The following is a 13,328-nucleotide window of genomic DNA, read 5'->3' on the forward strand; positions in this document are numbered from 1 at the left end:
CAGGGGGAGAAATATGACAGCAGAGTACCGTGTAGCGGTTGCAGGTTGCGGAGGAATGGCTAACGCATGGATTGAATACGCTTTATTGCGTCCAGATACTAAGATCGTTGCTCTAGTAGATATAAGGTTGGAATCGGCTGAGGCGATGGCTGCGAAGCATGGGATTTCATGTCTGACGTTTACGGATATTAAGCAGGCGATTCAGGAGACCGCAGCAAATCTCGTCTTTGACGTTACCGTTCCCGGAAGTCATTTCAATATTTCTAGCACTGCATTGGAACTTGGGTGTAATGTGTTTAGTGAGAAACCGTTAGCTGAGACTATGGAGGAATGTAATAAGATAGTTGAGATCTCGGAACGGACTGGAAATGCTCATGCTGTGATGCAGAACCGCCGTTATGATCCTCGTATTCGTTCTTTAAGAAAAATCATAGAATCAGGAATGATTGGTAGAACAGGATTTATCGGTGCAAGCTTTTTCCTTGGGGCTCATTTCGGGGGATTCCGTGATGTTATGAAAAGTCCGTTGCTGCTGGACATGGCGATTCATACCTTCGACCAGGCCCGGTTTATTAGTGGTGCGAACCCTGTGTCCGTATATTGCCAGGAGTTTAATCCTCCCGGTTCATGGTATGAAGGGAATGCTTCGGCAGTGTGCATTTTCGAGATGTCCGACGGTTCAATATTTACCTATCAGGGATCTTGGTGTGCAGAAGGTGCATCCACGTCATGGGAAGCTTCTTGGCGGGTTAACGGGGAGAAAGGAACCGCAATCTGGGATGGTCATGAGCTGCCATATGCTGAGGTAGTTGCTGCAGGAGATCAGAGCGATATGTTCATTCGTGACGTAAAGCGTGTAAATGGTGAAAACGTTGAGATGAGTAAAACATTCCATCACGGGTGTTTGGATGAGATGTTCTTGTCATTGGCAGAGCAACGTCCTGCAGAGACGAATTGTAGAGATAATCGGTATAGTATGGCAATGGTGTTCGGAGCGCTGGAAAGTGCTGAATCTGGCCGGAAAATCAATCTAATGGAGTTCTGAGATTGACTTCTGTTACTATAATCGCCAACAAGGAGATCAAAATGAATATTAGAGCTTACCGAGAATCGGATCTTAGTCAAATTGTCTCATTGTTCTACGAAACAGTTCATTCCGTAAACAAACAAGACTACTCACAGGAACAGCTGGATGCTTGGGCACCTAAAGAGGAAGAGGCACTTAAGCTTAATACTTGGAGAGCTTCTTTACCTCAAAATATCACTTATGTAGCCGAAATTAATAATATTATTGTGGGCTTTTCTGATATGACAGCAGAAGGACATTTGGATCGATTATATGTTCACAAAGATTACCAAGGGCAAGGTGTAGCCTCTGCATTGGTGAATAAGCTTGAATTGAAAGCAAAAGAACAGAGTCTTTATGAAATGGATACCGAAGCAAGCATCACTGCTAAACCTTTTTTTGAACGACTGGGATACCAGGTTATTGCGAAACAAAGTGTAGAGCGAAAAGGTATTCTGTTGGTCAATTATAGGATGAGCAAAAAAATAATGTAATTCAAAAAAGCAGGTTGCTCATTAGAGCATTCTGCTTTTTATGATAAGAAGGATATTCAGATTCACCCATCAATCAAGTTCATTAATGCTACAGTATCAAATCGATCCCCTTGCACTAACCATTTACCGTCCACATCAAAGAGAGTCAATATACCTTCCAAAGGCACACGTTTACTTTCTTTGTCATCCTTATCCAATAAAACAAGATCCACCGTATATTTTAACTCGATAATATCTTTTTTTTGTTCGGAAAGGTTGAATTTTAGGTTTTCCGGTTTTAAAGAAAGCTTTTGTGTATCAGCGATTTTAAATGGGATAGTTGTAATTCGGTTCGCTATAGCCTTTTCGGAAAAGTATTCTGTAAAATACGGTTTCATCTCTTCATTTCGCGCAAGAATGGATTCATCAGACATTAAATCCTCAGAAGCCTTGACGGTATATTCTACATTTTTATATTTTTCTGCGGCTTTAGTAGCATCATCTACTTCTGAACCACATCCCATAATTAACGCCAGGGATATTAATATCATGCTTAATATCAACGGCGATTTACGCATTAGTACACCCCCAATGTATTTGATCTTGCATTATTATACTTATATTACCATGTTGTGGTTTCATAATTTCAAGAAGAAAATGATTCAAATCCCTAAATATGGTATGGTGTAAATATGATCGTAAATTTGAGGAGATTAAACTAAAAAGTAGAATTGAAAGGATTATTAAAATGAACACAACCTTAAAATTTACTCACGGGAATAAAGTAGGACTGATTGCTTGTTCAGATGGTGTGAGAGTAGAAAACCTAGCTAAAGTAGAGGAATTAAAAAGAGTTTTGCATTCATTTGGACTCCATGTAGTGGTGGCTAATACTTTGTTTAGAAAAGAGGGTTATTTCAGTGGCAATCCCCAGGAAAGAGCAGCGGAGCTGAATCAACTATTTAAAAATACTGAAATTAGCGCGATATTCGATATTTCAGGTGGGGATTCTGCCAATCAGATCTTAGAGTACATAGACTATGAAAGTATCCGAATGAACCCCAAACCTTTTTTTGGAATGAGTGATTTGTCCGTTATTTTGAACGCTTTATTTACGCAAAATAATTCGAAATCCTATCATTATCAGCTGATGAATTTAGTGTCTTCTGATGGGGCGGAGCAGCAAAGGGCTTTTTATCGGACATTCTTCGAGGGTCAAAACGATCTTTACGATTTCCGGTATCATTGGGTTCGTGGTAACCAGATGAGCGGGATAGTAATCGGGGGGAATATTCGCTGTTTTTTAAAGCTGGCAGGGACAAGCTATTTTCCGGATCCTTCGGACAATATATTATTGTTGGAGAGTTTAAGTGGCAGAGCTAACAAAATAGTCTCCTTTTTTGCTCAGCTCCAGCAATTGAAATATTTTGATGCTTGTGCTGGATTGATTCTAGGGTCATTTTCAGAACTAGAGAATTTTAATGAATTCCCGATAGTAGAAGAGTACGTGAAGGAAATTAGCCATTCCGCCTCCATTCCTATCATAAAGACAGCTGAGATTGGGCATGGCAGTAACAGTAAGTGTATTGTTGTGGGCGATAAAATCACTTTGTAAAAAAGGTGGAGTGTGCGATGGGCAAAATTCTTTGCTTCATATCTGATGATTTTGCGGATTTTGAGATTACCTTGGCACTACATAAGATTAGAAATGTTGGAAAAAAAGAAGTGTTATCCGTAGGATACAGTTATGAATCTGTAGTTAGCGAATCTGGTCTGACTTATCAACCTGATTTGGTCCTCAAAGAAGCAGTTAAGCTTAATGATATTGAAGGGCTAATTATTCCCGGAGGTCCGATTGTACATCAAAAACAGGATTTAACTGATCTGATAAACCATCTTGATCGAGAAGAGAAGATGCTGGCAGCCATATGTCATGGACCACAGTATTTAGGACGAGCGGGCATTTTAGACCATTGTAAATTCACTACTTCGTGTTCAGTGGAAAGAATCAGTAAACTTAATGTAGATGATCCATTTCCAAGAGACAATTATGTTGATAAGAGAGTAGTTAGAGATGAACATATCATTACTGCTAAAGGCCGTGCATTTGTTGATTTTTCATTTGAAATCTTTGATTATTTAGGGATTTATCAGGATCTAGATGAAGAAAAAGAACAATTTTTTAGGGATATTATGGATAAATAGCAGTGATAGATGATAAACAGGGAGAGTTGACGTGGAAACTAATTTAAACGAGAAGAAAAATGATTATAAACCATTAGGGGTATCAGGACTTGGGGGATGGTTGATTCTTGTACAAATCGGTCTTTATGGGACGATTATCATTCAGTTGATGCAGCTTTTTCAGGATTCTTTTACAGCGTTTGATGCCGATATCTGGACTGCTTTTACTTCTAAAGGTTCGGATTTCTATCATCCCTTGTGGGGATTTATAATTGTTTTTGAAACCACTTTCAATATAGCTATATTAGCGTTTAGTTTATACATTCTAATTAATTTCTACAGAAAAAAAGCATTTTTACCACGGTTATTGATTATTTTCTATATTGCAATCCCTGTAGTAGGAATCATTGATGTTGTACTTCTTTATCAAATTCCTCTTGCCAGAGAACTTGGAAATGGAGATTCACTCAAAAGGATCATTAGGTCAGCGTTTACTTGTGCAATTTGGACTGCATATTTATTGAAATCAGAGCGAGTACATAATACATTTGTAAAGTAATTTAATAAAGTGATTTAAAGGAGGGGTATGATGTCAACCGATTATCTATCAAAAGAAGAATTGAAAGATGCGATTCATATGGCCTATCAGTCTCTTGATCAAGAATTTGATGGCATTGAGAACTCCCAAAGAGACAATCGTATGGAAGGGGTTGATCGTACCCCAGCAGAAATCATTGCTTATCAATTGGGCTGGTTGAATCTTGTTATGAAATGGGATAAGGATGAAAAAGCAGGGTTAACCGTTATTACACCTTCCCCGGATTATAAATGGAATCAACTTGGCGGATTATATCAATCGTTTTATCATACATATGCTGCCTACTCATTAGACGAGTTAAGATCTTTATTTCAAGAGACAGAACATCAGTGGCAGAACTGGATTGATTCTTTAAGTGATGAAGAACTTTTTACGCAAGGCGTGCGGAAATGGACAGGAAACAATCCAAGATGGCCTATGGTCAAATGGATTCATATTAATTCAGTAGCACCGTTTAAGACTTTTCGTTCTAAGATTCGAAAATGGAAAAAGCTTAATGTAACTAAGGAAGTATAAAAGGACGGATTATTGTTGAAGAAAATATCTATTATTGTAAGTACATTTATATTTTTGATTGCATTAAGCTCGATTATATTTGTCGTGGTAAACAACTCTGCAAAACCCATTAAAAGTCCTGAGAACATTGAACTAAAAGAGTTGGCGAATGGAAACAAAATACAAGTGGACTTCTCGAAGAAACCCACTGTATTCGTATTTTTCACCTCATGGTGTCCATATTGTAATGACGACGCTCCTAAGATTGTCTCATTGTATGAGAAATATAAAAATAGAGTGAACATATACGGAATCAATTTGCTTTATCAAGATGATCTTTCTGATGTAGAACAATACGTGGCGAATTACAACATTAAGTATCCCGTTCTCCTAGATGAAACAGGTGATCTCCATAAACAATTTGGTGAACAAGCTTTTCCTGCGTTGTTTTTTATAAACTCTGATGGCAAGGTTATGGATCAAATTATTGGCTCGACTGATTTTGACGCAATTGAGAGCTCGTTTAAGATTTTCATTAAAAACTATGATTAGTGTGAGATATATGAAATCAAAGAAACCCATAATCATCTTCGCATTTCTTTCATTTTTGCTTCTCACAACAACGATACTTTTGAACGATTTCGAACAATCGAGGGAGAGAGTTACTGAGTTCTTCGAAGATTTAAAAGACCAATCGAATCCCAAAGCTAGGAGGTTGAGATGAAGAAATTCATTATTGTAATTCTAGCCATAATTGCTGTATTGCCATTACATGCGGTCTCCGCGGATTGGGCCGGTTCGTTTGTTGTTTATTCAGGTGACATCTACGAAATATCAGACGATGAACTCATCCCCTCGGAAGAAATCGATAAGGAGATAGGGCATGTAACTAAATATTCCGATGAGGAAGGAACGTACAGGGGGAATTTCTCGAATATTTATCCTAAAGGTACGCCCTACTATTCAATTATCAATACCGATCCAAAAGATTACATTGCTATTAAGACCCAAGAGGGTATCTTTGTAAAAGCTTATAATAAAGGCCATTATCCCAATGATGAATTGGTTAAAAAAACGATTTGGATGTATTTCTTATTGGGGACATCGGTTATCGTCTTATTAATAATTTGGATAATGAAGCGGAAGAAAGCAGTGTTGTAGCTAGAACGGCGTGGTAAATTATTCAAACTCGAAGGGTGAATCTAGTGGATGAAGTATCAAATTTAATCAAAAAGTTATCATGGCACACACGCGAAGAGGAAAAGGAAGATGCAATAAAGAAGTTACAACATATAGAGGACGAAGATCTTCATTTGTTACTGCAGCCTATATCAAAAGACTATTGGGATGGAGCGGCTGAAACAGTCATACGTTTAGGATATCCACGTGTGAAAAGCATATTGCCGGGTTTGCTTGAATGGATACAAGATTTAAATTGGCCAGGTGCGCGGGAAATAGCTGATTTTTTACTTGAAATAGGTGATCCGATGATTCCATATGTTAAAGATGTACTAAATCAACACAGCGATGATCAAGAATGGGTGTACTGGATTTTTGAAGTATTAATTAATCATTGGAATACGGTACAAGTCCTACAGATACAAGCAGAATTAATTAAGATTTCACAGGAAAAAGCCAATGACCTATCGGCATTAAGAATCTTATTAACTCACGGTATATACGCAAAAGATGTGGTCTATGAAATAATCCAGCGCAAAAAAGATGTCCTTGTATTTGAACTCAAGGAACTTCATGATCCTCATCCTGAAATTGATTGCGAAGCTCTTCATAAAGAATTCTTAAATCAGCAGCCTAATGTAATTAAACAATTTCATGAGCACAATAAAGACCGGTTTTATATATGTAATGCGATATCTAACCGCCAAGAAGTTTTAAGAGAAATAGAAATTTTTACAGCTGAGTTTCTCACTTCATGAAGTTATCAAGCTTTATTGAAATAAATTGAAAGGAGACTTACCAGTGAACAACATCAAAGTGCTTCATTATGATGCTTTTTCGCCCTATCCGAACAAAGGAAATCCAGCTGGTGTAGTATTAGATGCGGCTCATTTGAGCGAAAGTGACATGCAATCGATAGCTCATAAGGTTGGTTTTAACGAAACAGTTTTTGTAGTCTCATCAGATGTAGCTGATTTAAGGCTTAAGTATTTTACACCAGGCCATGAGATTAATCTTTGTGGACATGCTACAATGGCATCTTTATTCGCTTTAAAAACAAAGGGTATCCTTGGAGAGGCTAGCTCGGTAAAGATCGAAACAAACGTGGGTGTGCTACCCATTCAATTCAGTGTGGACAACAATGATCATTTATTTATAAAAATGAAGCAAGATCATCCGGAGTTTATTGAATTTGACGGTGATAGAGGGAAGCTTGCACACGCAATTGGCTTATCAGTTGAAGAGTTAGATCGGGATATGCCGATGGTATATGGTTCTACTGGGGCATGGACGTTATTAGTTCCTATTAAGGATATTGATAGTTTTAGTAGAATGAAACCGTTAAACTCGTTGTTTCCGGAGATTTTAACGCAGCTTCCAAAAGCATCTGTACACCCCTTTTAGCTCCACACGCTTGATCCGCACGCTTTAATGCATGCCAGACATTTCTCATCTCCTTTTTCGGGAACCGTTGAAGATCCAGTAACAGGTACAGCATCGGGAGTTATGGGGGCTTATTATTTAAGATATATTGATTCGCACATGGACTCAATCCAATTTGATGTAGAACAAGGGCAAGAAATCGGTAGAGATGGGAAAGTAAATGTAGAAGTATACCGAAATGAATCCGGTGAAATGGATGTTTTTATTTCTGGAACTGCGGTGTTTGTGGGAGAGGTAGATTTAGGGAAATGATAAAATATTCTCAGCTTGGAGTGTACGGAGTCTTAGTGATACCCAGTTAGAAGAGTTACACCATATAGGGATCATATATAATGTTTTATTATTAGATGTGAACTTTGAGCTTAAGGCTGATGGTGACGGACAAGACTCTGATGGGGCACATTGGATAGAAATCAAACAATTAAACAACCTTGCTATAATCCCTTTTATGAAGAAAATAATGCTGGGTCATTATTAGAATTTTATTGATCTATGGAATGGAGGTAACTTCATGATTGAAATTGATTGTCTGGGAGAAATCTGCCCAGTACCAGTAATGATGTTAAAAAAACATCAAAAAGCCATTCAAAATGGCGAAAAGGTGATGTTGGTTACTGATCATAGCTGCGCGAAAGTTTCTATCACGGATTACTGTCGTGGTTCAAATCTAAAATGTACCATTCAAGAAGTCATTAATGGGGTATGGGAGATTACGATTGAGCTATAAGTTCAACATAATGTATCAATCAATGTCTTTTCTATATAACGAATTAATTGTTTCGTATCATTGTCACAACGCTGATTATGTTTTTTTACCATGTATACATCGTTATTTACCTGGAACTGATCAATATGAATAATCTTGAGTTGTTTACTATACAACTCTTTTTTTATGGACATATAAGGCAGAAAGGCGACACCATGTCCTCTAATTGCTGCAAGCTTTACCGCCTCAAGGGAGTCCAGATTAAACAGTATATTTAGTTTAAGCTCCCCTGCAGATATGTTGTTCAAAGCTCTTTGCACACAATGAAGCTGTGAGGACCAGATTAACGGATATTTAGGGAGCTCATTCAGTGTGATTTTATCAGGACAAACGGTCGTACTGCTTGCCACTAGCATAACTTGATCAGAAAACACCATATTGGAGCTTAATTCAGATTTCGGGGAAGGCCCGGAAATAAAGCCAACATCACCTTCTTCAAGAAGCAAACGTTCTTCTACTAGTGACGATGCCCCTTCGTTTAGAGTGATATGGCAATTGGGAAAATGCTTTTTTACCTCATATAAGGTACATGGCAGTGCATAATTACAGACTTCTGGAATCGCATAAATAGACAGCTCATGTTGTGTTGGCTGTAAATGATTGATCTCTGTGACCATATCATCATACAACTTACAGATTTGCTCCGCATACTTCTCCGCTATAATCCCTGCTTCGGTTAGGCTGGCCCCTTTATTACTTCTCACAAAAAGCTCAGAACCTAAGGTATTCTCCCAGGATTTCAACTGCTGACTTAGTGCGGATTGGGTGATATGAGATTTCTGAGCGGCTTTAGATATACTTTTTAACGAAGCAATATCTAAAAATAATTTAAGCGTTTCCATATTCATACTTATTCCTCCTGTTGCCCGCTGTTAGTGCAAACTATAGCATACTTGATTACGCTCCATCTGTGCCATTAGTAACACTTATACAGCATAAAGAAAGCAGATAACCACAGCATAAATAAGTATGTTACTATTTTCACATAGTCAATTACATAAAACGATGGAGGTGTTAGACTATGGGGCAAACCGTAAGTCCCGAAACGAAATCAACCCGAACCAGAGCTCCTAGAAAACCTAAAAAGAGTCAGTTGCCCATCGCGTTGCTGGTCACAGTTCTCATTATTGGGTTTGGTTTTTTCCTAGACCATTCCCACGATAAAATGGTTGTCTACCTGCTTTTTGGTATTTCGTTTGGGGTTATTTTGCAACGATCACGTTTCTGTTTTACTGCATCACTTAGAGATCCATGTATTACAGGCAGCACATCGGTAACAAGAGCTGTACTGATAGCATTTTCTCTTGCTACGATCGGATTTACAGCCATAAAGTATCCAGCGTTTCTGGAAGGTAAACCGATTCCTGGGATGGACAATGTGGGTCAAATCAGTTTTGCTTTGATAATTGGCGCAGTATTATTCGGAATTGGCATGGTTATTGCAGGGGGTTGCGCTTCGGGTACATTGATGCGTGTAGGTGAAGGATTCACGATGCAGATGTTGTCACTTGTGTTTTTTGTCATTGGTTCACTTTGGGGATCACATGATATGGGTTGGTGGAGAGCTAACGTTATAAAGGATGCACCAACAGTATTTTTACCAGACGTCTTTGGTTGGCTTGGAGCACTAGTTGTTCAGTTCCTGATCATTCTTCTGTTGTACATCGCTGCAGTTAAATGGCAAGAGAAAAAGATGGGAAGCGCAGATTAGTTTAAGTTATTACGTGAATATTTTCACTATTGGGAATTCCAAAAAATATAAAAGGTGGTTTTTAAGATGGCTGAATTTACACTTGATTGCATGGGAGAAGCTTGTCCGGTACCGTTAATGAGAACAGAAAAGAAGATGACTGAACTAAATGTTGGAGACGTTCTAGTTGTTGCTATTGATCATAGCTGCGCAATGAAAAACGTACCAGAATGGGCGAGAAAACAGGGACATCATGTGGAAATCGAAGAGGTCGATGATGGCGAGTGGGAAGTTGTTATTGAGAAGGTAAAATAGGATCGCTGAGTAGGAAAGGACGGTGAATGAAACGGTGAACGAATTCTGGTTGAAGATATCGTCTAACCGCTTTTACAAGCAATTGCTCAAAGAACCGTTTACTTATGTAACTGGAGCTGTACTTCTCGCTGTGTTCGCTACAGCACATCTGGCTGTTTTCTCAAAAGGATGGGGAGTAACCAGCGCCTTCGCGGACTGGGGAGCTTGGGCGTATCGACTGGTAGGAGGAAATGTAGATAACTGGGCTTACTTTAGTACGGAGAAAGCTCAAAAAACATTATCTTCCGGATTTTTAAATGATGGTGGGTCCATTCGAAATGTTGGGATTATCTTAGGTGCATTAGCGGCGACATTGTTTGCTTCCGAGTTCAAGCTGAAGAAAATCAAGTCCAAAAAGCAAGTAGTGGCGGCAGTACTTGGTGGGTTGCTCATGGGGTACGGAGCTAGACTGGCTAATGGATGTAATATAGGTGCATTATTTACGGCTATAGCTTCTTTATCGCTTTCAGGCTGGATTTTTGGATTGTTCCTGCTGGTTGGTGCATTTATAGGCAGTAAATTATTAGCCAAATTCTTTATGTAAAAGTGAAATAGGCTGAGCTTATAGTGCTGACGAGAGTCAGCCTATTTTATTGAAGTCATAGTTTACACAGGAGGGACAATTGAAATGGAAAAGAAGACAGAACAGTATGATGTCGTCATTATCGGTGGCGGGGCTGCTGGATTAACAGCAGGGATCTATTGTGGACGTGCCAAATTGAAGACACTCCTTTTGGAAAAATCGCTGGTAGGCGGTCTTGCGACTTATACTAATGAAATAGAAAATTATCCTGGTTTTCCTGAAGGAACGACCGGAACAGATCTTATGGGATTATTTCATAAACAAGCCAAAAAATTTGGTGTTGATTTCAAAATGACAGATGTCAAATCTGTCTCGGTAGCGGAAGAGATTAAAGTAGTGGAAACCTTTCGGGTTCGATATGAATGTAAAGTCATTATCATAGCCAGTGGAGGAAAACCAAGAATTACAGGTGCAGCTAATGAAGATATGTTCTTATATGATAAAGGGATTTCCTTCTGTGCAACCTGTGACGCTGCGGCAAATACGGGGAAAACAGTTATGGTCGTTGGCAGTGGTGATGCAGCTATTGAGGAAGGGATGTTTCTGACTAAGTTTGCAGATAAAGTGATCGTATCTGTCATGCATGATCATGGGAAAATGGATTGTAATGAAATTGCCAAAACGCAGGCACTAGAAAACCCTAAAATGGAATTCATGTGGAATACGGTGGTGAGTTCTTTCGAAGGTGAGGAACGTTTAAATTCCGTCGTCCTGAAAAATTTAAAAGCTAATGAACTGCAAAACGTAAAGGTCGATTCATGTTTCTTGTTTATTGGATACACCCCGAACACAGAAATTGTATCAGAGGTAGTAGAGTTGAATCGTAATGGATATGTACGTATTAATGAGAAAATGGAAACGAATATACCTGGGGTTTTTGCAGCAGGAGATGTGTGCGATAAGTTTCTAAAACAAGTTGCTACCGCTGTTGGCGATGGTGCCATTGCAGGCTATGGTGCAGAGAAGTATATATCTGAATGTGAGGTGTATGAGCATCAAATTCTGAATCAAGGCAAAGCATCTGTTGTTTATTTATGGAATGCCACAGATCCTTCCTGTCGGGAGTTATTGCCTCTAATCGAAGGATTTGAGCAATCCCATTCGGATGTCAGGGTCACAAAGGTAGATGTATATAAGTCACCCGGACTTGCTGCCAAGCTGGGAATAGATTCAGTTCCTTCTATTGTTTATCTGGATAATGGGAAGGTTCAAAAAGTAATTACTCAAAAGATAAATGAAGAAATACTGAGTACTCTTGCTAATTAAGGAGAAAGTCAAAGACACATGCAGATGTTATCTCTGTAGGTGTCTTTTTTTATTCAAGCTTAAGGAATGTGGGACGAGCTAATGCAAGAGAGTGTCAAAGTATCAATAATAGTTGTTTTGTCATATATTTTTGAAAGCGCTTAAACCTTATGATTATTTTATAAATGTTGCAACTATAGCGGAGGGAGAAAGGACATTAATTATCTGTACATATCTTTAAAATCATCACAAGGAGGATTCACCTATGGCGAACGCAAGCGTCGCACCAGACAAGAGATCCGGACCGAATCTCAACAAGCAACGAACTAGCGGGATCAGACGCTTTTTTAAGCAAATAGATCTACAGCTTATGGTATTACCAGCACTTGTTCTAGTTTTTATTTTTGCCTATATCCCCATGTACGGGATTCTAATTGCATTTCAGGATTACAAGTTAGGAAATAGCTTTATTAGCAGTGATTGGGTTGGCTTAAAGCACTTTATTTACTTCTTTAATGCTCCTGAATTTGAAGTGGTTATGAAAAATACAATCATCATCAGCTTACTGAAGTTTTGTTTTGGATTTCCTGCACCGATTATTTTGGCGTTAATGCTGAACGAAGTCCGTAAAATGTTCTTTAAACGGGTTATTCAGACCGTTACTTACTTACCTCACTTCTTATCTTGGGTAGTTATCGGCTCGATGGTTACGTCGATGTTATCCGTAGATAACGGCAGCATAAATATGCTGCTTGAGAAATTGAATTTCATTGATGAACCGATCAACTTCCTTTCCATGACAGAATATTTCTGGGGCATTTTAGTTACAACCAATGTATGGAAAGAAATTGGATTTGCTTCAATCGTCTACTTAGCTGCCATTGCTGGTATTGACCCGCATTTATACGAAGCGGCTTCGATGGATGGTGCAAGTCGGTTTAAACAGATATATTTGATTACGTTGCCTTCAATTATGCCAGTTGTAATCATCTTTATGATTTTGGCAATCGGTAATCTGGTGAATGCAGGATTCGAAGATATTTTGATCCTAGCTTCCAATCCTGCTCTGCGAGAAGTGTCAGATTCAGTTGATGTATATGTTGTACGTGTCGGTATAGACAATTTCAGGTACTCCTATGCGACTGCTATCGGATTGTTCAAGGCCGTGATCAGCGTGACATTACTTACCTTTGCCAACTTCATTGCCAGAAGAGCAGGGAACAGCTTGTGGTAATGAATTACTCAATATAGG

Annotated in this window: 17 protein-coding genes and 1 pseudogene; 16 read left to right on the forward strand and 2 right to left on the reverse strand. The window is 38.7% G+C overall.

Features of this window, described 5'->3' with window-relative positions; genetic code table 11:
* Positions 1-13 precede the first annotated feature (13 nt).
* Positions 14-1,045 carry a Gfo/Idh/MocA family protein gene (locus tag MHH60_RS00345; protein WP_076135127.1) on the forward strand — a complete coding sequence of 344 codons (1,032 nt, stop codon included), beginning with the start codon at positions 14-16 and terminating at the stop codon, positions 1,043-1,045.
* A 41-nt stretch (positions 1,046-1,086) separates the two neighbouring features.
* Complete coding sequence (locus tag MHH60_RS00350) at positions 1,087-1,560, forward strand: GNAT family N-acetyltransferase (protein WP_076135233.1); 474 nt, start codon at positions 1,087-1,089, stop codon at positions 1,558-1,560.
* A 62-nt stretch (positions 1,561-1,622) separates the two neighbouring features.
* Here MHH60_RS00350 and MHH60_RS00355 read toward each other — a convergent pair whose 3' ends face one another.
* Entirely contained in the window at positions 1,623-2,117 is a 495-nt protein-coding gene (locus tag MHH60_RS00355; protein WP_076135125.1) for a hypothetical protein, read from the reverse strand.
* 170 nt (positions 2,118-2,287) lie between these two features.
* Between MHH60_RS00355 and MHH60_RS00360 the strand changes: the two genes are divergently transcribed.
* The 9 genes and pseudogenes from MHH60_RS00360 to MHH60_RS00400 all read left to right on the forward strand — a co-directional run bounded on the left by MHH60_RS00360 (position 2,288) and on the right by MHH60_RS00400 (position 8,165).
* A complete protein-coding gene (locus MHH60_RS00360; protein ID WP_076135231.1) occupies positions 2,288-3,154 on the forward strand; it encodes a S66 family peptidase in 867 nt (288 codons plus the stop codon).
* 17 nt (positions 3,155-3,171) lie between these two features.
* Positions 3,172-3,744, forward strand: coding sequence for a DJ-1/PfpI family protein (locus MHH60_RS00365; RefSeq protein ID WP_076135123.1), 573 nt, complete (start codon positions 3,172-3,174; stop codon positions 3,742-3,744).
* A 31-nt stretch (positions 3,745-3,775) separates the two neighbouring features.
* Complete coding sequence (locus tag MHH60_RS00370; RefSeq protein ID WP_076135122.1) at positions 3,776-4,282, forward strand: DUF2569 domain-containing protein; 507 nt, start codon at positions 3,776-3,778, stop codon at positions 4,280-4,282.
* A gap of 27 nt (positions 4,283-4,309) precedes the next feature.
* Positions 4,310-4,837 carry a ClbS/DfsB family four-helix bundle protein gene (locus MHH60_RS00375; RefSeq protein WP_076135120.1) on the forward strand — a complete coding sequence of 176 codons (528 nt, stop codon included), beginning with the start codon at positions 4,310-4,312 and terminating at the stop codon, positions 4,835-4,837.
* A 15-nt stretch (positions 4,838-4,852) separates the two neighbouring features.
* Positions 4,853-5,368, forward strand: a complete 516-nt coding sequence (locus MHH60_RS00380; protein WP_051491011.1) for a TlpA family protein disulfide reductase — start codon at positions 4,853-4,855, stop codon at positions 5,366-5,368.
* A gap of 168 nt (positions 5,369-5,536) precedes the next feature.
* Positions 5,537-5,977: a hypothetical protein gene (locus MHH60_RS00385; protein ID WP_179088899.1), complete on the forward strand. Its 441-nt coding sequence runs from the start codon at positions 5,537-5,539 to the stop codon at positions 5,975-5,977.
* A gap of 44 nt (positions 5,978-6,021) precedes the next feature.
* Positions 6,022-6,753 (forward strand): DUF5071 domain-containing protein, encoded by a 732-nt coding sequence (locus tag MHH60_RS00390; RefSeq protein WP_076135118.1) that lies wholly within the window; start codon positions 6,022-6,024, stop codon positions 6,751-6,753.
* Between the two features lie 43 nt (positions 6,754-6,796).
* Positions 6,797-7,690 (forward strand): annotated as a pseudogene (locus MHH60_RS00395) (PhzF family phenazine biosynthesis isomerase).
* Between the two features lie 259 nt (positions 7,691-7,949).
* A complete protein-coding gene (locus MHH60_RS00400) occupies positions 7,950-8,165 on the forward strand; it encodes a sulfurtransferase TusA family protein (protein WP_076105587.1) in 216 nt (71 codons plus the stop codon).
* A 2-nt stretch (positions 8,166-8,167) separates the two neighbouring features.
* Here MHH60_RS00400 and MHH60_RS00405 read toward each other — a convergent pair whose 3' ends face one another.
* The gene (locus MHH60_RS00405) at positions 8,168-9,052 is read right to left on the reverse strand and encodes a LysR family transcriptional regulator (RefSeq protein WP_076135116.1); all 885 of its coding nucleotides are present in this window, start codon (positions 9,050-9,052) and stop codon (positions 8,168-8,170) included.
* 173 nt (positions 9,053-9,225) lie between these two features.
* Between MHH60_RS00405 and MHH60_RS00410 the strand changes: the two genes are divergently transcribed.
* From MHH60_RS00410 to MHH60_RS00430, 5 genes are all read left to right on the forward strand, one after another.
* Positions 9,226-9,915 carry a YeeE/YedE thiosulfate transporter family protein gene (locus MHH60_RS00410; protein WP_076135115.1) on the forward strand — a complete coding sequence of 230 codons (690 nt, stop codon included), beginning with the start codon at positions 9,226-9,228 and terminating at the stop codon, positions 9,913-9,915.
* A 66-nt stretch (positions 9,916-9,981) separates the two neighbouring features.
* Entirely contained in the window at positions 9,982-10,209 is a 228-nt protein-coding gene (locus MHH60_RS00415) for a sulfurtransferase TusA family protein (RefSeq protein ID WP_076135112.1), read from the forward strand.
* A gap of 22 nt (positions 10,210-10,231) precedes the next feature.
* Entirely contained in the window at positions 10,232-10,792 is a 561-nt protein-coding gene (locus MHH60_RS00420) for a YeeE/YedE thiosulfate transporter family protein (protein ID WP_232061338.1), read from the forward strand.
* Positions 10,793-10,876: 84 nt separating this feature from the next.
* On the forward strand, positions 10,877-12,097 hold the full coding sequence (locus tag MHH60_RS00425; protein ID WP_076135110.1) for an FAD-dependent oxidoreductase: 1,221 nt from the start codon (positions 10,877-10,879) through the stop codon (positions 12,095-12,097).
* Positions 12,098-12,341: 244 nt separating this feature from the next.
* On the forward strand, positions 12,342-13,310 hold the full coding sequence (locus tag MHH60_RS00430; RefSeq protein WP_076135108.1) for an ABC transporter permease: 969 nt from the start codon (positions 12,342-12,344) through the stop codon (positions 13,308-13,310).
* The last annotated feature ends 18 nt before the right edge of the window (positions 13,311-13,328 follow it).

Source organism: Paenibacillus sp. FSL H7-0716, from assembly GCF_038002705.1.
Classification (GTDB): domain Bacteria; phylum Bacillota; class Bacilli; order Paenibacillales; family Paenibacillaceae; genus Paenibacillus_AQ; species Paenibacillus_AQ odorifer.